The following is an 18491-nucleotide window of genomic DNA, read 5'->3' as shown; positions in this document are numbered from 1 at the left end:
GGCCGAAAAAAAACACAACCACCTGGCGAACGCAATGCGCCACAGACTTGCGTGGCCACTGATCACGCTGTTGCTCCTGCTCGCAGTCAACACAGCCTTCAACTCCAGCTTCCTGCATCTCGAATGGCGAGAAGGCCATCTCTACGGCAGCCTGATCGACATCCTCAACCGCGCAGCACCGCTCGTGCTGGTGTCGTTGGGCATGACGCTGGTGATCGCCACGCGCGGCATCGACATTTCGGTAGGCGCGGTGGTGGCTATCGCGGCGGCGCTCGCGGCCTGGATGATCGGCGGCTCGGTGGCCAATGACGTGAGCCGGTTCCCGATGTCGCTCGCGATCCTCGCGGCCATCGGCATTGCGCTGCTGTGCGGGCTGTGGAACGGTCTGCTGGTGGCCAAGGTAGGCATGCAGCCGATCATCGCGACGCTGATCCTCATGGTGGCCGGGCGCGGCATTGCGCAGCTGATTGCCGATGGGCAGATCATCACGATCTACTACAAGCCCTTCTTCTTCCTCGGCAGTGGTTATCTGCTGGGGCTGCCGTTCTCGCTGTTCATCGTGGCGGCGGTGTTCGTGTTGCTGTATCTGGCGATCACGCGCACGGCGCTGGGGCTGTTCATTCAGGCGGTGGGCATCAACCCGACGGCGGCGCGCGTGGCGGGCGTGCAGGCGCGGCGACTGATTGTTGGTGCCTATGCCTTCTGTGGTGCTTGCGCGGGCGTGGCGGGGCTGCTGATCAGCTCCAACGTGAAGAGCGCGGACGGCAACAACGCAGGTCAACTGATCGAGCTCGATGCGATCCTGGCGGTGACGCTGGGCGGCACTGCGCTGACTGGTGGGCGCTTCAGCCTGGTGGGTAGCGTGATCGGCGCGCTCATCATCCAGACGCTGACCTATGCGATCTATTCGCTGGGGGTGCCGCCGGAGATCAATCTCGTGGTGAAGGCCGGCGTGGTGTTTGCGGTGATGCTGCTGCAGTCGCCCGAGTTCAGGGCGGAAGTGCGGTCGCTGGTGCAGCGGCCGGCGCATGAAGGGGCGAAGGTATGAGCGCGGTGATTGATGCGACACCCTCACCCCAGTCTTCTCCCGCGCGCGGGACACAGGGGAAAGGGAGCAAGAGGCTCAACCCGAAGTACCTGCCGCTGGCAGCGACCATCTCGCTGTTCGTGCTGGTGGCGACGCTGGGGTCTGTTTTCTACGACGGTTTCTTCTCGGCGCAGGTGTTCCTCAACCTGCTGATCGACAACGCCTTCCTGATCGTCGTTGCCGTGGGCATGACCTTCGTGATTCTCTCGGGCGGCATCGACCTGTCGGTGGGCTCGGTGATCGCGCTCACCACCATGGTGTCGGCCTCGCTGGTCGAGAAGCACGGCTGGAGCCCGGGCATCGTGATTCCGCTGGTGCTGGTGATGGGCACGGCTTTCGGCGCATTCATGGGGCTGCTCATTGAACGCTTCCGGCTGCAGCCTTTCATCGTCACGCTGGCAGGCATGTTCCTGGCGCGCGGGTTGTGCTACCTCATCAGCATCGACTCGATCAGCATCACCAACGAGTTCTACTCGGAGGTCTCGCAGATCCGCATTCCCATCTGGGGCGAGGCCTCGGTGTCGATCAGCGCGGTGATCGCCATCGTGGTGCTGCTGGCGGCGATTTTCATTGCGCACTGCACGCCCTTCGGCCGCGCGGTTTACGCCATTGGCGGCAGCGAGCATTCGGCAATGTTGATGGGCCTGCCGGTGCGCCGCACGCTCATTGGCGTGTACACGCTCTCGGGCTTCTGCTCGGCGCTGGCGGGGGTGATCTTCACCTTCTACATGCTCTCTGGCTACGGCTTGCACGCGATAGGGCTGGAGCTCGACGCCATCGCAGCGGTGGTGATCGGCGGCACGCTGCTCACGGGCGGTGTGGGCTATGTGGCGGGCACGCTGTTCGGCGTGCTGATGCTCGGGATCATCCAGACGCTCATTTCATTCGACGGCACGCTGAGCTCGTGGTGGACGCGCATCGTCGTCGGTGCGCTGCTGTTCGTGTTCTGCCTGCTGCAACGCTTCTTTACCTCGCGCGCACCCCGGCGCTGACTTTCAATTTTTCCCAGGACACCTCGCATGCCGGACACCCCTCCGAAGAAACTGCGCTCGACCGAATGGTTCGGGTCGGCCGACAAGAACGGCTTCATGTACCGAAGCTGGATGAAGAACCAGGGCATTCCGGACCACGAGTTCGATGGCCGGCCGATCATCGGCATCTGCAACACCTGGTCGGAGCTCACGCCGTGCAACGCGCACTTCCGCAAGATCGCCGAGCACGTGAAGCGCGGCATCTCGGAGGCGGGCGGTTTCCCGGTCGAATTTCCGGTGTTCTCCAACGGCGAGTCGAACCTGCGGCCCACCGCGATGCTCACGCGCAACCTCGCGAGCATGGACGTGGAAGAAGCCATCCGCGGCAACCCGGTCGATGCGGTGGTGCTGCTCACGGGCTGCGACAAGACCACGCCCGCGCTGCTGATGGGCGCGGCGAGCTGCGACATCCCAGCCATCGTGGTCACGGGCGGACCGATGCTCAACGGCAAGCTCGAAGGCAAGAACATCGGCTCGGGCACGGCCGTGTGGCAGCTGCATGAATCGCTGAAGGCGGGCGAGATCAACCTGCACCAGTTTCTCTCGGCCGAAGGCGGCATGTCGCGCTCGGCGGGCACCTGCAACACCATGGGCACGGCCTCGACCATGGCCTGCATGGCCGAGGCGCTGGGCACTTCGCTGCCGCACAACGCAGCCATTCCGGCCGTCGATGCGCGGCGCTATGTGCTCGCGCAGATGTCGGGCATGCGCGCGGTGCAGATGGCGAAGGAGGGGCTCACGCTGTCGAAGATCCTCACGCGCGAGGCTTTCGAGAATGCGATCCGCGTGAATGCGGCCATCGGCGGATCGACCAATGCGGTGATTCACCTGAAGGCGATCGCGGGGCGCATCGGCGTCGATCTGGAGCTGGAAGACTGGACGCGCATTGGCAGCAACACGCCGACCATCGTCGACCTGATGCCTTCGGGGCGCTTCCTGATGGAAGAGTTCTATTACGCCGGCGGTTTGCCCGCGGTGCTGCGCCGGCTCGGCGAGAACGGTTTGCTGCCGCACCCCGATGCGCTCACCGTCAACGGCCAGTCGATCTGGGACAACGTGCGCGAGGCGCCCAGTCTCGATGACGAAGTGATCCGCCCGCTGAGCAACCCGCTGATCGCCGACGGCGGCATCCGCATCCTGCGCGGCAACCTGTCGCCGCGCGGCGCGGTGCTCAAGCCCTCGGCCGCGACGCCGGAGCTGCTGAAGCACCGCGGCAAGGCGGTGGTGTTCGAGAACCTGGAGCACTACAAGGCGCGCATCGTCGATGAAGACCTCGACGTCGATGCCAGCTCGATCCTCGTGATGAAGAACTGCGGCCCCAAGGGCTACCCCGGCATGGCCGAGGTCGGCAACATGGGGCTGCCGCCGAAGCTGCTGCGCCAGGGCATCAAGGACATGGTGCGCATCTCGGATGCGCGCATGAGCGGCACGGCCTATGGCACCGTGGTGCTGCACGTCGCGCCCGAGGCAGCGGATGGCGGGCCGCTCGCGGCGGTGCGCGACGGCGACTGGATTGAGCTCGATTGCGATGCGGGGCGCTTGCATCTCGACATCAGCGACGAAGAGCTGGCGTCGCGCCTGGCGTCGCTGACCGCCTCCGACGCACAGCCGATGAGCACGCGCGGCGGTGGCTACCAGAAGCTCTACGTCAACCACGTGCTGCAGGCCGACGAAGGCTGCGACTTCGATTTTCTGGTCGGCTGCAGAGGCTCGGCCGTTCCCCGCCATTCACACTGATTCATCGTCATGACACCCAGATACCGCGGCATTTTCCCGGTGGTGCCCACCACCTTCACCGAACAGGGCGCGCTCGACCTCGAAAGCCAGAAGCGTTGCGTCGATTTCATGATCGACGCGGGCTCGGACGGCCTGTGCATCCTGGCCAATTTCTCGGAGCAGTTCGTGCTGTCCGACGAAGAGCGCGAAGTGCTCACGCGAACCATCCTCGAACACGTGAAAGGTCGCGTGCCGGTGATCGTGACCACCACGCACTACAGCACCAAGGTGTGCGCCGAACGCAGCCGCCGCGCGCAGGACATGGGCGCTGCGATGCTGATGGTGATGCCGCCGTACCACGGCGCGACTTTCCGCGTGCCTGAGCCGCAGATCTTCGAGTTCTATGCGGGGCTGTCGGACGCGGTGGGCATTCCGATCATGATCCAGGACGCGCCGGCCAGCGGCACGGTGCTGTCGGCGCCGTTCCTCGCGCGCATGGCCAAGGAGATCGAGCATGTCGCGTATTTCAAGATCGAGACCGCTGGCGCGGCCGCGAAGCTGCGCGAGCTGATCCGCCTGGGCGGAGACGCCATCGAAGGCCCGTGGGACGGCGAAGAAGCCATCACGCTGATGCCCGACCTCGACGCCGGCGCGACCGGGTCGATGACCGGTGGCGGCTACCCGGACGGCATCCGGCCGATCATCGAGGCGCACCGATCAGGCGACCGCGACAAGGCCTTCGCGCTGTATCAGCAGTGGCTGCCGCTGATCAACTACGAAAACCGGCAGGCGGGCCTGCTGGCTTGCAAATCGCTGATGAAGGAGGGCGGGGTGATCGCCTGCGAAGCGCCGCGTCACCCGTTGCCGGCGATGCACCCCGACACGCGTGCCGGCCTGATCGAAACCGCGAAGCGGCTGGATCCGATGGTGCTGCGCTGGGGGAAGTAGGGACGGGGAAAGAGGCCGCTCAGGCCTCGGGGGTGCTGCTGTTCTTTTCGAGTTCGCTGACCTGCAGCGACAGATCGAACAGCTTGGACTTGCTGGCGTAGTAGCGGTCGAGCCGCCATTCCTTCAGGATGTCCATTGCGAGCTGGAAGCTCTTGTAGTCGAGGTTGTAAAGCGTGACCAGTTCGAAGCTGCGTTCGGACTCTAGAGCCAACACGAGTTGGGCCAGGATCTTGGCCGATTCGTTGGCCGGGTCCGTTTCGATGAATCGGCGAGCGACCTTGATGGCATTCATGGGAAAGGATTCCTCGGTAGGCAGGGACCGAGAACTATAGCTAGCGTGCAACTGCCTTTTGTGACAGTACTGTGACAGTAGGGGCATCGCCAGCCCACCGCGCGGGTTGGCGACGCCTCCGGTGCAAAGCTCACTCAGCGCAGGGGCGCGGGCATCGGTTGGGGCATCGGACGAGGCATTGGCCGAGGCATGGGCATCGGCTCCGGTGCCATGGCCGGCGCGGGCATCACGATGGTGGTGACCGATTCGCGGATCACGCCACCGCCCATCACGCTGCCGTCGACGTTGGCCTGGGTGTTGCCGCTGCTGCCGAGCACGCGGGCCTCGCAGGCAGCGCGGTCGTCCGGCTGCTGTTGCAGGCCGCAGCGCGCGAGCGCATTGGCGCGGTAGTCGGGTGCGCTGGTCAGGCCGCCCTGGGCGGCTGCCTGGCGTGCGGCGCCGGCTTCGCGGATGCAGGCAGCGCGGTCTTGCTGGTTGTGGCCGCAGACGGCCAGTTCCTGCTGATAGATACCGGCGGGCGCTTCACCACGGCGCGGCGACGCGGCCGAGACAGCGGTGGAGGCCACCAGAGCGCCAACGGCGAGCACGGCGAAGAGCATTGAACGAGTGTTGCGAGTAGTGCTTTTCATGGATGACTCCTTGAAGCGAGCTGAAAAACCAGGGAAATGTTCGACCTCCCGCAGGAGACCGGGTTCAGTCAACGTGCCGGCAGGGTCTGCGGCGGCAGGGGCGTCACGGTTTCGCGGATCACGCCGCCGCCCATCACGCTGCCTTCGGTGGTGGTGCGTGCTCCCCCCTTGATGCGGGCCTCGCAGTCGGGCTGTTCGACGGCGGGTAGTTCGCTGCAGCGGGCGAGGGCGTTGACCTGTTCGCGGGCGGGGCTGGGGCTGGTGAGGCCGCTGCGTCCGGCCTCCTGGCGGGCTGCGCCGGCTTCGCGCAGGCACGCGGCGCGGTCCTGCTGCACGCCGTCGCAGGTGGCGCGTTCCTTTTGCATGCGGGCTTCGGAGCCCGGTGCCTGTGCGCTGGCCGTCTGTGCGCCGAAAACGATGAAACCACTGGCGGCGAAAAGGGCCGTGGCAGAGAGGATCGAACGAACTGTTGTTGTCATGCGGGCTCCTGGTGAAGCCACGCCCTCCGGGAGGTGCGTGACCGGAGCCACAGTCTGGTGCCGGTCGGGGCCTGCGGTCTGTGGGACAGCCGCACCCATGGACTGGGCCGGACGCGCCCCTGCATGTGGGACGTGTCCGGCAAGCGGGGCTTCAGCCCGCTGCGATGCGCTGTGCCAGGTGAGCGAGCGCTTCCTCGACCTGGTCGACAAGGATCAAGGACAGGTCGCCGGGCTGTAGCCGCGCCAATGCCGTATCGATTGCCACGAACTCGCCGCGGATCTCGTCGATATAGCGCGTGCGAGCCGCGCCCTGCAGGCCCTGGCGCAGCAGCGCCATGACTTCGCCGTCGGCGCGGCCGCGTTGCGCCGCATCCTGATAGAGGATCACGTCGTCGAAGGCCTGGCCGAGGATGGCCGTCTGGTCGCGGATGTCCGAATCGCGCCGGTCGCCCGCGCCGCTGATCACCACCGAGCGCTTCTTCGCGGGCATCGTGTCCACGGCAGACACCAGTGCGCGCATGGCGTCGGTGTTGTGGCCGTAGTCGGCTATCACGGTGGCGCCGCGGTAGTCCATGACGTTGAAGCGCCCGGGCACGCCGGCCGCGTCGTTCATGAAGCTCGCAAGGCCGCTGCGGATGGTGTCCCAATCGAGGCCCACGGCCCAGGCCGCGGCCACGGAGGCCATGACGTTGTCGACCTGGAAGCCGATGGTGCCGCCGCGCGTGATGGGCACGTCGCGCAGCGCGATGCGTTCGCGCCACGAGCCCTCGGCCGCGACCAGCGTGTCCTGGTCGACGTACACGGTGCGCTTGCCTTGCGCGCGGTGCGTGGCCATGACCGGGTGCATGCGGTCGGCGGTGAAGAAGATCACGTGGCCGGGGCAGCCGGCCGCCATGGCAGCGACGTTCGGGTCGGCTGCGTTGAGCACCGCGTAGCCGTCGGCCGCCACGTTGCGCACGATCACGCGCTTGAGCACCGCAAGGTCTTCGACGGTGGTGATGTAGTTCAGGCCCAGGTGGTCGCCGCTGCCGATGTTGGTGACCACGGCCACCTGGCAGCGGTCGAAGCCGAGGCCTTCGCGCAGCACGCCGCCGCGGGCCACTTCGAACACGGCCGCATCCACGTCGGGGTGCATCAGCACGTTGCGCGCGCTCTTGGGGCCGCTGCAGTCGCCGCTGTCGGTCTGGCGGCCGTCGACGTACACGCCGTCGGTGTTGGTCATGCCGGTGCGCAGGCCGCTCGACGCGAGCAGATGGTTGATGAGGCGCGCGGTGGTGGTCTTGCCGTTGGTGCCGGTGACGGCAACCACGGGAATGCGGCCGTCGTCGCCATGGGCGAAGAGGGTGTCCATCACCGCTTCGCCGACCGCGCGGCCGCGGCCGAACGAAGGCGAGATGTGCATGCGAAGGCCGGGCGCGGCATTCACTTCGACCACGCCGCCGTGCTGCTCTTCGAGCGGGCGCAGCACGTTCTCGCACACCATGTCGACGCCGCAGATGTGCAGGCCGACCATCTGTGCCGCATCGACGGCGCGCGCCGCAACTTCAGGGTGCACGGTGTCGGTCACGTCGGTGGCGGTGCCGCCGGTGGAAAGGTTCGCGTTGTTGCGCAGCACCACGCGCTGGCCGCGCGCGGGCACGCTGTCGGGCGCGAGGCCCTGGGCTTCGAGCCGGCCGATGGCGATGTCGTCGAGGCGGATCTTGGTGAGCGAGGTGGCATGGCCCTCGCCGCGGCGCGGGTCGAGGTTCACGGTATCGACCAGCTGGCGAACCGTGGAGCTGCCGTCGCCGATCACCTGCGGCGGGTCGCGCCGCGCGGCGGCCACGAGGCGGTCGCCCACCACCAGCAGGCGGAAGTCGAAACCGGGGAGAAACTTCTCGACCATCACCTCGCCGTAGGCGGCGGCCGAGTCGTAGGCCGCGAACAGTTCTTCGCGCGAGTTGATGTTGACCGTGACGCCCTTGCCCTGGTTGCCGTCCTGCGGCTTCACCACGACCGGCAGGCCGATCTCGTTGGCGGCGGCCCAGCCGTCTTCGGCGCTGCTCACGGGCCGGCCCAGCGGAACGGGCACGCCAGCGGCGTTGAGCAGCTGCTTGGTCAGTTCCTTGTCCTGCGCGATCGATTCGGCCACGCCGCTGGTGCTGTCGACCTCAGCGGCCTGGATGCGGCGCTGTTTCGAACCCCAGCCGAATTGCACGAGGCTGCCGCTGGTGAGCCGGCGGTACGGAATGCCGCGTGCCACGGCGGCATCGACGATGGAGCCGGTGCTCGGGCCCAGGCGCTCGGATTCGTCGAGGTCGCGCAACTCGGTGATGGCGGCGTTGGCGTCGAAGGCGGTGTCGGTCAGGGCGGCGGCGATGAGCTGCTCGGCCACTTCGATCGCGCGGCGGCCGACGGCTTCTTCGCTGTACTGGAACACGACCTGGTAGACGCCGTCTTCCACGGTTTGCGAGGTGTGGCCGAAGTTGACGGCGCAGCCGGCCTGGGCCTGCAGCGCCACGGCGGCGTTCTCAAGCACGTGGGCCAGCGCCAGCGGCTGGCCCAGCACCATCGGGTGCAGTTCGCCGATGGTGGGGAAGCGCGCACGCAGGCGCGCCTCGAAACCGGCCAGCTTGCTGATGGCGTTCTCGTCGCCTTCGCAGGCCACGACTGCCTCGATGGCGGTGTGGCGGCTCCAGAGATTGGGCCCGCGAAGGGCTCGGATGCGGGTGACTTTCATGGGGCTGCGAGGGCTACGGTCTTGACGAGGCGGGAGCGAGGCGATGCGGGTGCAACGCTCAGGCGAATTGGGTTTGGAGGGGCTGGGTCTGAGACAGCTGCAGCGAGGCCAGCGCCGCCTGCAGGTCGGCCTCGAAGGCCTCCACGCCGGCGCCGATCAGGTTCAGCGGAATGCCCATGGCCCAGGCCGCGGCCACGGCGGCCAGCAGGCTTTCGAGGCTCACGCCGGCATGAGTGGCGCGCCACACGGTCAGCCGGCCGAGGCCCGGCAGGAACGATTCGCTGCTGCCGTTGGCCAGCACCACGCGGTCTTGCCGCACCAGCACGGCCTTGCCGCCGGCGGTCTGGTGCGCGGTGAGGTCGGCGGCCTGCGAGTCGGCCGAATACAGGATGACGGCGCCATCGCACAGCGGCGCGAGGCCGGCTACGCGCGGGTCGGCCGCGTTCAGCACGGCGGTGCCTTCGGACAGCACCACGTCGACCTGCGTGCGCAGCACCTTGACCATCTGGTCGCTCTCGGTGATGTCGTAGTCGGCCAGCGTTTCAGAGCCTTCGAGGTCGGTGACGATGCCGACTTCGCAGCGGTCATAAGAAAGGCCGTCGCGCAGGATGGTTTCGGCGCCGTTCTCGATCACCACGGCCTGCACGGCGCGGTTCACGAGCAGGCGGTGGCCGGCGTCCCAGTTGGCGCTGTCGCGTGCATCGACGCGGCGGCGTTCGAGGAACAGGCCGTCGCGGCAGGCGAGGCCGGTGTGGCGTCCGCCCAGGCCGATCAGCCAGGCCACGAGGCGCGCCAGCACGGCGGTGTCGCGCGAGCCGGCCACGCCGACCACGGGAATGCGCCCGGGCGCGTCGTTGGGGAACAGGTGGTCGCAGATGGCGCGGCCCACCGGGCGCGGCGAACCGACGGCCGGCTTCAGGTGCATCAGCAAGCCGGGGCCGGCGTTGACTTCGACGATCGCGCCGCGCTGCGGGCCCAGCGGCTTGGAAATGTCTTGCGCCACGAGGTCGATGCCGGCGATGTCGAGGCCCACCACGCGCGCGGCCAGCACGGCGGCGTGCGCGACTTCGGGGTGGACCTGGTCGGTGCAGTCGTTGGCCATGTTGCCGTTGCGCTGGATCGTGACCACGCGGCCGGCGGCCGGCACGGCGTTGGCGTCCAGCTCCTGGCGCTTGAGTTCGAGCTGCAGCTTGGCGTCGGTGTCGATCACGATCACGTCGAGCGGAAACTCTTCTTCGGCGCCGCGGCGCGGGTCGCTGTTGAGCTGCTTGTCGATGAGGTCGCGCACGCTGCTCTGGCCGTCGCCGGTCACGGTGATGATCTCGCCGCGCGCGGCCGCCACCACCTCGCCACCCACCACCAGCAGGCGGTGTTCGTGGCCGCGGATGAAGCGCTCGACCATCACGTCGCTGCCCTCGGGCTCGGCGACCGCGAAGGCGGCAAAGACTTCTTCGCGCGTCGTCAGTTCGAGCGACACACCGCGGCCGTGGTTGGCGTCGGAGGGTTTCACGACCACCGGCAGGCCGATGTCCTCGGCGGCTTCCCAGGCTTCTTCGGCATTGGCGACCACCTGGCCTTCGGGCACGGGCACGCCGCAGCTTGCGAGCAGGGACTTGGTCAGTTCCTTGTCGCTGGCGATCGATTCGCCGATGGCGCTGGTGTAGTCGGTTTCGGCGGTCCAGATGCGCTGCTGGTTGGCGCCGTAGCCCAACTGCACCAGGTTGCCGCTGTTCAGGCGCATGTGCGGAATGCCGCGGTCGGTGGCGGCGGCCACGATGGCGGCGGTGCTCGGGCCGAGGTAGCAGTCTTCCACCTTGGCCTTGACCGCGTCGACCGCCTTCTGCACGTCGGCGGCGGTGAACGGGTCGTTGTTGATGGCCGCCATCAGCAGGCGGTGGCCCTCGGCCAGCGCCACGCGGGCGACCTGCTCGTCACGCGCGCGGAACACCATGCGGTAGACGCCGTGCTCCGAGGTGCTGCGGGTTTGCCCGAAGCCGGTCGGCATGCCGGCCAGGTTCAGCAGTTCGATGACGACGTGTTCGAGCACGTGGCCCGACCAGGTGCCTTCGGTCAGGCGCTGGATGAAGCCGCCGCGCTCGCCCACGCCGCAATGGTGCTCGATGAGCGCCGGCAGCAGGCCGGTCAGGCGGTCGGTGAAACCGTCGATCTTGTTGGAGGGGTAATCTTCCAGTTGGCCCAGATCGAGCCAGACTTCGAGCACCGGACGGTAGGTCCAGAGGTTGGGGCCACGCAAATAGTTGATGCGCAGCAGTCGGATGTCGTCGAAACGGGTCATGCAAACGTTCGATGTGCTTTGGCCGAGCACCACGGCGCCTTCAAGCGCGCCCATGGCGATCAGTCAGAATCGGCGCCCGACGAAGGGCGCCATGACGCGGTCCATGCGGCCCGCGACGGGCAAGAGTCAAAGAAACACAATGCAACATCACGATCCAGTCGGCACCCGGGAGGGCGAAACAGAGGCGGCTTCAGACGCGCTGAAAAACCGGCTCGCAGTCGCGGAAAACGTTCTGGTAATACTGTCGGTTGACCTCGACGACCAACTTCGCTTCGCTTCCGCCCTAGTGGCCCTGACTGACCAGAGGCTGATCGCGCTCGAACCGGGCGGTGAATGGCGTGAGTGGCCACTAACAGACGCGGCCCTCGAACTGCGCCTGTCCGACCACTCAGGCGTCGGAACACTAGATCTGACGGGGCCTGCAGGCCGGTTGGGCCGCTGGCGCTACACCCTGGCCGGGCAGGCCGCGGCCCTGCGGCTGCTCAAGCTTTTCGGCCAGCGCATGGCCGGTGTCGCCAAGGAGACACCCGAAGTCATCGAGGTCGCCGATGGCGACGAACCGGCCGACACCGAGCTCCAGACCCCCCCCTCGACCTGGGTGCTGCTGCGCCTGGGCCGCTTCGCCAAGCCCTACCGCAAGCAGCTGATTGCAGGGTTTCTGCTGACCCTGATCTCCACCGCCGCCACCTTGGTGCCGCCGTACCTGACCATCCCGCTGATGGACGACATCCTGATTCCGTTCCAGAACGGGCAGAAGATCGACACCATGCGCGTGGGCCTGTACCTGGGCGGCCTGCTGATCGCGGCGCTGGTCGGCTGGGGGCTGGGCTGGGCGCGCACCTACCTGCTGGCGCTGGTGTCCGAGCGCATCGGCGCCGACCTGCGCACCACCACTTACGAACACCTGCTGACCCTGCCGCTGGACTATTTCGGCGGCAAGCGCACCGGCGACCTGATGGCGCGCATCGGCTCGGAAACCGACCGCATCAACGTTTTCCTGTCTTTGCACGCGCTCGATTTCGCCAACGACGTGCTGATGATCGTGATGACCGCGGCCATCCTGTTTTCCATCAACCCGCTGCTGGCCGTGGTCACGCTGGTGCCACTGCCCTTCATCGCCTGGATGATCCACGTCGTGCGCGACCGCCTGCGCACCGGCTTCGAGAAGATCGACCGCGTGTGGTCCGAGGTGACGAACGTGCTGGCCGACACCATTCCCGGCATCCGCGTGGTCAAGGCCTTCGCGCAAGAGCGCCGCGAAGCCGAGCGCTTTCGCATTGCCAACGCCTACAACCTGCAGGTGAACGACAAGCTCAACCGCACCTGGTCGCTGTTCACGCCGACCGTGTCGCTGCTGACCGAAATCGGCCTGCTCGTGGTCTGGGCCTTCGGCATCTGGCAGGTGGCGCGCGGCAGCATCACGGTGGGTGTGCTCACCGCCTTCATCGCCTACATCGGCCGCTTCTACACGCGACTCGACTCGATGAGCCGCATCGTCTCGGTCACGCAGAAGGCTGCGGCGGGCGCCAAGCGCATCTTCGACATCCTCGACCACGTGAGCAACGTGCCCGAGCCGGCCAACCCGGTGAAGGTGGAGCGCGTGCAGGGCCGCATCGAGATGAGCGGGCTGGGCTTTCGCTACGGCTCGCGCGCGGTGATCCACGACCTCGACCTGGTGATCGAGCCCGGCGAGATGATCGGCCTCGTGGGCCACAGCGGCTCGGGCAAGAGCACGCTGGTCAACCTGATCTGCCGCTTCTACGACGTGACCGACGGCGCCATCAAGGTCGACGGCACCGACATCCGCCGCTTCGCCGTGGCCGACTACCGCCGCCACGTGGGGCTGGTGCTGCAAGAGCCGTTTTTGTTCTTCGGCACCATCGCGCAGAACATCGCCTACGGCAAGCCCGACGCCACGCGCGAGGAAGTCGTCGCCGCAGCCCGTGCGGCCCACGCACACGACTTCATCCTGCGGCTGCAGCACGGCTACGACTCGCTGGTGGGCGAGCGCGGGCAGGGCTTGTCAGGCGGCGAGCGCCAGCGCATCAGCATCGCGCGCGCGCTGCTGATCGACCCGCGCATCCTGATCCTCGACGAGGCGACCTCGGCCGTGGACACCGAAACCGAGAAGGAAATCCAGAAGGCGCTCGACAACCTCGTGCAGGGCCGCACCACCATCGCCATCGCGCACCGCCTGTCGACGCTGCGCAAGGCCGACCGGCTCGTGGTCATGGACCGCGGCGAGGTGGTCGAAGTGGGACCGCACGACGCCTTGATGGCGAAGCAGGGCGCCTACTGGCGGCTCTACCAGGCGCAACTGCGCCAGGGCGACGACGACGCGAGCGAAGGAGCCGCCGACGAGCGCGCCAACGCGCAGGCGCCGCTGGCCATCAGCCACGCAGCCCATCCGGCGGGGGACGCATGACCGAGCACAACACCCCATCTTTCGAACTCGAACGCGATGCCTTCGGCCGCCTGGTGCTGACCGACGCGCAGGGCGAGCGCCATGTGGGCGTCGTGCCTGTGCGGGCCTTTCCGCTGAGCGCGCCCGGCCATGGCATTTCGCTGGTCGGCAGCGAAGGGCGCGAACTGGTCTGGATCGACAGCGTCGATCAACTGCCGGCGCAGGCCAGGACGCTGCTGGAAGAAGAACTCGCAGTGCGCGACTTCGCGCCCACGCTGCTGCGCCTGCACGGCGTGTCGAGCTTCGGCGTGCCCAGCACCTGGACCATCAGCACCGACCGCGGCGACACCACCTTCGTGCTGAAGGCCGAGGAAGACATCCGCCGGCTCGAAGGAGGTGCGCTGCTCATTGCGAGCGCGCACGGCGTGCAGTTCCGCATTCCCGATGTGAAGACGCTCGACCGGGCCTCGCGCAAGCTGCTCGAGCGCTTCCTCTGAGGCGCCCGGCCCGGTTCGATCAGTCCAGCAGGTCGGAGTACTCGCCGCGCTCATAGGCGTCGGCGATCTGCCATGGCAGCGTCTTCGGCGCCGGGATGGCCGAAGCCGTCATCACGTTGAGCGAGGTGCCGTGCGCATTGCGCTGCTCGATCTTGCGGGCGTAGCGGCCAGCCACGTCCCAGTCGATGCGCAGCGTGCTCTCGCCCTGCTGTACCTCGTAGCGCTGCACGCCCTTGTTGCCGGCCGTGCCCAGCGCCTTCATGTGCGGCAGGCTGGCGGGGTCGACCAGCCAGTAGGCATTTGCCCACGAGCCGCCGTAGCCCACGTTGCCGTAGTTGGCCTTGTCGACCTCGATCAGCTTGCGCTGCTGGCGCAGCACCATGCCCACCTGCACCTTGCCGGCTGCATCGCGGCGCAGCCACAGCGGCGCCGCGGTGTTGTCGGCGTGCGAGTGGCCGATGTGCACCTTGCCTTCGCTGGCCTCGTGGTCGTGGTCGGCGCGCAGTGCAGGGGGCAGCTCGCGTTCGATCCACACCGTGCCGGCGCGGCGGAACATCAGGTCGGCGTAGCGGCTTTCGCGCTGAACGCCGTCCTTGCCGATCGTCAGCACATGGTGCTGGATGCGCAGGTTCTGGTCGGGCGCCTCGGCATCGCCGGCGACGCTGGCTGCCAGCGGAAGCACTGAGAGGGCCGCAGCCGCCAGCAGCGTCTTGAGCGTCGAGGGAACGCTCACAGACCTGCCGCCTCTTTGACCTTGTTGAACACCTTGATGTTCTCCACGGTGCCCTTGAAGATCTTCGAGCCCGCGCCGCCGGCGAACAGCATCACGTCGCCGCCGCCATGGGTTTCCGCGCCGGGCGTGCCGAGGTTGATGCCGACTTCCTGCAGGAAGTTGTCGTCCTCGGTGTCCATCGCGGTCTGGTCGTCGCGCGAAGTCGCACGGGCCGGTGCGATCCACGGCTTGTTGCCGTCTTCCGCGTTGACCTGGCTGGAGCCCGTTGCGTTGGGCCGGCCGCCGTTGCCGAACACCAGCGTGGTGTAGGGCTTGCCATCGGTCGCCTTTGCCAGCTTGCCGTCGGAGTAGCTGTTGACCTTGCCGAGAATCGGGTTGCCGATCTTCGGATAGCCGTTGAAGGCAATCGCATGGTCATGGTCGGCCGTGACCACCACCAGCGTGTTCTTCAGGCCCGGGTCCTTCTTCTCCATGTAGTCGAGCGCGGTCTGGATGGCCGCGTCGAAGGCCAGCGTGTCTTCCAGCGCGCGCTTGGCGTTGGTGCCGTGCAGCGCGTGGTCGATGCGGCCGCCTTCCACCATCAGGAAGAAGCCCTTGTCGTTCTTGCTGAGCACGCCGAGCGCCTTCTCGGTCATGTCCGACAGGCTGGGCTGGTCGAGGCTCTGCTTCACGCGGTCGAGCTCGTAGGCCATTTCGCTCTGCGAGAACAGGCCCAGCAGCTTGCTGGTGGCCGCCGTATCGACGGTCTTGAGCTTGGTGCCGGTGTCGACGTAGGTGTAGCCCTTGGCCTTCATTGCGGCCACCAGGTCGGCGCCGTCGGTGCGCTTGCTGCTGGGGTTGGTCGCGACCGGCAGGTAGTTGCGCTGGCCGCCGCCCATCAGCACGTCGATGCCGTCGAGCAGCTTGGGGTTGTAGTTGGCGTGGCCCGGCACGCTCTGCTCGGCGATGGTGTTGTAGCCGTTGCGGTTGCAGATGTGCGAGTAGGTGGTGGCCGGCGTGGCATGGCCGACGCGCGTGGTCGACACCGCACCCACCGCGCGGCCCTTGGCCTTGGCGAGTTCGAGCAGCGTGTCGACGGCCTTGCCGTTGGTCGGCTGGCAGGTCGTGTCCTCGCCGTTGATGTACTGCTTGCCGGTGCTGTCGACGGCGGTGGTGTCGCCCGACATCGAGATCACCTCGTTGCGCATCTTCACGCCGGTCATGTAGGCGGCCATGGAGGGCGCGCTGTCGGTGGTCTGGCCGTCGAGCGAGAAGGTCTTCACGCGCGCCGCGTACGGCAGCGACTGCATGACGAGGTTGGCGCGCTCGGGGCTCACCAGCGAGCCGGGCTTGGCGGCCAGTTGCTTTTCGCCCTTGTAGATGCGCGCGGCGGTCACCGTGACGGGACCCATGCCGTCGCCGAGGAAGAAGATGACGTTCTTGGCTTCGCCGGCGGCGTGCGCGGTGCCGGCCAGGGTGCCGGCGGCGGCGCAGACGAGGGCGGCTGCCAGGCGGGTGTTGCGGGTGATGCGGTTCATGGTCGTGTTCATGGTTGTGTTCGTCGATGAGCGCTCGCTGCCCTTCACAGGCCGACCGCCTTCTTGATGAGGCCGAACACGTCGGTGTTGGTGATCACGCCGGCGAAGTTGTCGGCGCCCAGGCCCTGCGCGCCGAGGAACACGTCGGCACCGCCATGGGTTTCGGAATCGCTGGCCGCATCCATCGGCACCACGGCTTCCTGCCGGTAGTCCTTGTTTTCCAGCTCGGCGTCGGAGATCGGGCCGCGCGTGGCGAGGCGGCGCGGGCCGTTGCCGAAACCGATGATGGTGTATGGGTTGCCGTCCACGTCCTTGCTGGTCTTGCTGGTGTCGACGTAGTCCTTCACGAGGCCGAGCACGCCCGGCTTGCCGGCCTCGGTCTTGCCGGTGCGCGCGGCATAGCCGTTGAGCTGCAGCGTGTGGTCGTGGTCGGCCGTGACAACCACCAGCGTGTTCTTCAGGCCCGGATCGATGGCCTGCATCTTGTCGAGCGCGAGCTTGATGGCGTCGTCGAAGGCACCGGTGTCCTGCAGTGCGCGGCGCGCGTTGGTGGCGTGCAGCGCGTGGTCGATGCGCCCGCCTTCCACCATCAGGAAGAAGCCCTTCTTGCGCGCGGCCAGCGCGTCGATGGCCTTGCCGGTCATCTCGGCCAGGCTCGGCTCCTTGGTGGCATCGCGGTCGAGGTCGTAGGCCATGTGGCTCTTGGTGAAGAGGCCGGCGATCTTGGTGGCGCCGTCGGCCGGCAGCTTGTCGAACTCGGTCTTGTTGGCGGCGAAGCTGTATTTGGCGGTCTTCAACTCGGCGATCAGGTCGCGCTTGTCGTTGCGCTTGCCGCCGGCTTCCTTGGCGATGAAGTAGTCGGTGCCACCGCCGAAGAACACGTCGACGCCGTCACCCAGCTTGCCGTTGTAGCCCGCGCCGCCCGGCACGAGCGCGGCGGCGATGGTGTTTTCCGCGTCGCGGTGGCACACGTGCGAGTACGTGGCTGCAGGCGTGGCGTGGGTGATACGGGTGGTGGTCACCACGCCGGTTGCGTAGCCCTTGGCCTTGCTCTGCTCCAGCAGCGTTTCAACGGCCTGGCCGTTGCCCGAGGGGCAGGTGCTGTCGAAATTGACCTGATAGGCCTTGCCGGAGGCGTCGGCGGCCTTGGTCTCGGGGCTCATCGAGATGACTTCGTTGTTCATCTTCACGCCGGTCATGTAGGCCGACATCGAGGGGGCGCTGTCGGTTACTTGCGCGTCGTTCGAATAGGTGTGGACGAAGGCCGTCTCGGGCAGCGTGTCCATCGTGAGGTCGCCGTCTTCGCCGACCTTGTAGATGCGCGCGGCGGTCATGGTGGTGATGCCCATGCCGTCGCCGAGGAAGAACAGGACGTTCTTGGATGCCTGCGCGGCCGGCGGCGGGCTGGTCGTCGGCGGAATGAACGGCAACACGACGCCGTTGTTGTTGCTGCCGCCGCAAGCGGACAGCAGTAGTGAGGCGCCCAGCAGCGCCGGGGCAATGAAGCGTTGGGTCATGATTCCCTCGGGTGGTTGTTTGACCGGTGCACCGGGCGTGCACCATTTCTGGAGGTGAAATCTAAAGACGTCAGATGACCCGGCCGTGACGAGTTGAAAGCCGAATGAAAGTTCAGCGCTCTTATCGAAATAAAGGCGCGAACTGTCTTCGGCGCGTCACGCACGCCGGCTAACTGAGGCGACTACTCAGCGCGACGCGAACCAGCGCAGCGCCGCTGCGCCGGCTGCCGCGGCAAGGCCGCTCACAAGCGTGCCCCATGCCAGGTCGATGAACGACAGCGCAAGCGGCCAGTCGCGGATCACGGCGAGGTTGGTGAGGTCATAGGTGCCGTAGCAGAACAGGCCGAACAGCCCGCCCAGCAGCGCCGCCCGCGTCACGCCGCGTGCCCGCAGGCCGGGCACGATCGCGAACACCAGCAGGCCAACGGGGTAGGTGAGGTAGAACAGGGCCGCGAAGCCCAGCCGCGGATTCGGCGACATCAGATCGCCCATGGCCTGCTGGTACATGTTCTTGGCGACGAAGCCGAGCCAGAGCACGTCGAGCGCCAGCAGCACCGCGAAAGTGGCGACCCATGCAAGCAGGTGTTTGGCGTTCATGTGGGAGATCGTATCCACGCCCCCGGGGC

At 67.1% G+C, this 18491-nt stretch carries 15 protein-coding genes; 6 read left to right on the top strand and 9 right to left on the bottom strand.

All coding sequences use genetic code 11. The annotated features are described in order from the left end of the window. The first annotated feature begins 34 nt into the window (after positions 1 to 34). From BMW87_RS09890 to BMW87_RS09875, 4 genes are read left to right on the top strand one after another with little or no spacing between them, the layout of a single operon-like run. Complete coding sequence (locus BMW87_RS09890; RefSeq protein ID WP_371258799.1) at positions 35 to 1048, top strand: ABC transporter permease; 1014 nt, start codon at positions 35 to 37, stop codon at positions 1046 to 1048. Continuing rightward, positions 1045 to 2079, top strand: coding sequence for a galactofuranose ABC transporter, permease protein YjfF (gene yjfF, locus BMW87_RS09885; RefSeq protein ID WP_093076005.1), 1035 nt, complete (start codon positions 1045 to 1047; stop codon positions 2077 to 2079). The genes BMW87_RS09890 and yjfF overlap by 4 nt, the downstream gene beginning before the upstream one ends. 27 nt (positions 2080 to 2106) lie before the next feature. Beyond that, on the top strand, positions 2107 to 3855 hold the full coding sequence (locus BMW87_RS09880) for an IlvD/Edd family dehydratase (protein ID WP_093076004.1): 1749 nt from the start codon (positions 2107 to 2109) through the stop codon (positions 3853 to 3855). Positions 3856 to 3864: 9 nt separating this feature from the next. After that, the gene (locus BMW87_RS09875; protein WP_093048210.1) at positions 3865 to 4782 is read left to right on the top strand and encodes a dihydrodipicolinate synthase family protein; all 918 of its coding nucleotides are present in this window, start codon (positions 3865 to 3867) and stop codon (positions 4780 to 4782) included. Positions 4783 to 4801: 19 nt separating this feature from the next. Here BMW87_RS09875 and BMW87_RS09870 read toward each other — a convergent pair whose 3' ends face one another. From BMW87_RS09870 to cphA (BMW87_RS09850), 5 genes are all read right to left on the bottom strand, one after another. Beyond that, positions 4802 to 5074 (bottom strand): hypothetical protein, encoded by a 273-nt coding sequence (locus tag BMW87_RS09870; RefSeq protein ID WP_093048213.1) that lies wholly within the window; start codon positions 5072 to 5074, stop codon positions 4802 to 4804. A gap of 134 nt (positions 5075 to 5208) precedes the next feature. Then, the gene (locus BMW87_RS09865; protein WP_093076002.1) at positions 5209 to 5703 is read right to left on the bottom strand and encodes a hypothetical protein; all 495 of its coding nucleotides are present in this window, start codon (positions 5701 to 5703) and stop codon (positions 5209 to 5211) included. A gap of 68 nt (positions 5704 to 5771) precedes the next feature. Then, positions 5772 to 6182 carry a hypothetical protein gene (locus BMW87_RS09860; RefSeq protein ID WP_093076001.1) on the bottom strand — a complete coding sequence of 137 codons (411 nt, stop codon included), beginning with the start codon at positions 6180 to 6182 and terminating at the stop codon, positions 5772 to 5774. Between the two features lie 151 nt (positions 6183 to 6333). Then, positions 6334 to 8901 (bottom strand): cyanophycin synthetase, encoded by a 2568-nt coding sequence (cphA, locus tag BMW87_RS09855; protein ID WP_093048222.1) that lies wholly within the window; start codon positions 8899 to 8901, stop codon positions 6334 to 6336. 58 nt (positions 8902 to 8959) lie between these two features. Continuing rightward, the gene (gene cphA, locus BMW87_RS09850; RefSeq protein ID WP_093075999.1) at positions 8960 to 11251 is read right to left on the bottom strand and encodes a cyanophycin synthetase; all 2292 of its coding nucleotides are present in this window, start codon (positions 11249 to 11251) and stop codon (positions 8960 to 8962) included. A gap of 85 nt (positions 11252 to 11336) precedes the next feature. Here cphA (BMW87_RS09850) and BMW87_RS09845 point away from each other — a divergent pair, with 85 nt between their 5' ends. Together BMW87_RS09845 and BMW87_RS09840 are read left to right on the top strand one after the other, a co-directional pair. Further along, positions 11337 to 13622, top strand: coding sequence for a cyanophycin metabolism-associated ABC transporter (locus BMW87_RS09845; protein ID WP_093075997.1), 2286 nt, complete (start codon positions 11337 to 11339; stop codon positions 13620 to 13622). Further along, positions 13619 to 14098, top strand: coding sequence for a cyanophycin metabolism-associated DUF1854 family protein (locus BMW87_RS09840; protein ID WP_093075996.1), 480 nt, complete (start codon positions 13619 to 13621; stop codon positions 14096 to 14098). Before BMW87_RS09845 ends, BMW87_RS09840 begins: the two co-directional genes overlap by 4 nt. A gap of 19 nt (positions 14099 to 14117) precedes the next feature. On the opposite strand, the gene BMW87_RS09835 is transcribed toward BMW87_RS09840, so the two are convergent. The 4 genes from BMW87_RS09835 to BMW87_RS09820 all read right to left on the bottom strand — a co-directional run bounded on the left by BMW87_RS09835 (position 14118) and on the right by BMW87_RS09820 (position 18462). Then, positions 14118 to 14831, bottom strand: coding sequence for a hypothetical protein (locus tag BMW87_RS09835; protein WP_256216710.1), 714 nt, complete (start codon positions 14829 to 14831; stop codon positions 14118 to 14120). Continuing rightward, a complete protein-coding gene (locus tag BMW87_RS09830) occupies positions 14828 to 16360 on the bottom strand; it encodes an alkaline phosphatase (RefSeq protein ID WP_256216709.1) in 1533 nt (510 codons plus the stop codon). Before BMW87_RS09830 ends, BMW87_RS09835 begins: the two co-directional genes overlap by 4 nt. Positions 16361 to 16392: 32 nt before the next feature. Beyond that, entirely contained in the window at positions 16393 to 17865 is a 1473-nt protein-coding gene (locus tag BMW87_RS09825) for an alkaline phosphatase (protein ID WP_093075994.1), read from the bottom strand. 186 nt (positions 17866 to 18051) lie between these two features. Further along, positions 18052 to 18462, bottom strand: coding sequence for a DUF2177 family protein (locus BMW87_RS09820; RefSeq protein WP_093075993.1), 411 nt, complete (start codon positions 18460 to 18462; stop codon positions 18052 to 18054). Positions 18463 to 18491 lie beyond the last annotated feature (29 nt).

The organism is Variovorax sp. OV084 (genome assembly GCF_900111625.1).
GTDB lineage: Bacteria > Pseudomonadota > Gammaproteobacteria > Burkholderiales > Burkholderiaceae_C > Variovorax.
This window is presented reverse-complemented; position numbering and strand designations above follow the sequence as displayed.

Bases quoted from the DNA above. Each gene is read 5' to 3' on its own strand.
- BMW87_RS09890 (WP_371258799.1), top strand. From the start codon at position 35: ATGCGCCACAGACTTGCGTGGCCACTGATCACGCTGTTGCTCCTGCTC.
- yjfF (WP_093076005.1), top strand. From the start codon at position 1,045: ATGAGCGCGGTGATTGATGCGACACCCTCACCCCAGTCTTCTCCCGCG.
- BMW87_RS09880 (WP_093076004.1), top strand. From the start codon at position 2,107: ATGCCGGACACCCCTCCGAAGAAACTGCGCTCGACCGAATGGTTCGGG.
- BMW87_RS09875 (WP_093048210.1), top strand. From the start codon at position 3,865: ATGACACCCAGATACCGCGGCATTTTCCCGGTGGTGCCCACCACCTTC.
- BMW87_RS09870 (WP_093048213.1), bottom strand. From the start codon at position 5,074: ATGAATGCCATCAAGGTCGCTCGCCGATTCATCGAAACGGACCCGGCC.
- BMW87_RS09865 (WP_093076002.1), bottom strand. From the start codon at position 5,703: ATGAAAAGCACTACTCGCAACACTCGTTCAATGCTCTTCGCCGTGCTC.
- BMW87_RS09860 (WP_093076001.1), bottom strand. From the start codon at position 6,182: ATGACAACAACAGTTCGTTCGATCCTCTCTGCCACGGCCCTTTTCGCC.
- cphA (WP_093048222.1), bottom strand. From the start codon at position 8,901: ATGAAAGTCACCCGCATCCGAGCCCTTCGCGGGCCCAATCTCTGGAGC.
- cphA (WP_093075999.1), bottom strand. From the start codon at position 11,251: ATGGGCGCGCTTGAAGGCGCCGTGGTGCTCGGCCAAAGCACATCGAAC.
- BMW87_RS09845 (WP_093075997.1), top strand. From the start codon at position 11,337: ATGCAACATCACGATCCAGTCGGCACCCGGGAGGGCGAAACAGAGGCG.
- BMW87_RS09840 (WP_093075996.1), top strand. From the start codon at position 13,619: ATGACCGAGCACAACACCCCATCTTTCGAACTCGAACGCGATGCCTTC.
- BMW87_RS09830 (WP_256216709.1), bottom strand. From the start codon at position 16,360: ATGAACACGACCATGAACCGCATCACCCGCAACACCCGCCTGGCAGCC.
- BMW87_RS09825 (WP_093075994.1), bottom strand. From the start codon at position 17,865: ATGACCCAACGCTTCATTGCCCCGGCGCTGCTGGGCGCCTCACTACTG.
- BMW87_RS09820 (WP_093075993.1), bottom strand. From the start codon at position 18,462: ATGAACGCCAAACACCTGCTTGCATGGGTCGCCACTTTCGCGGTGCTG.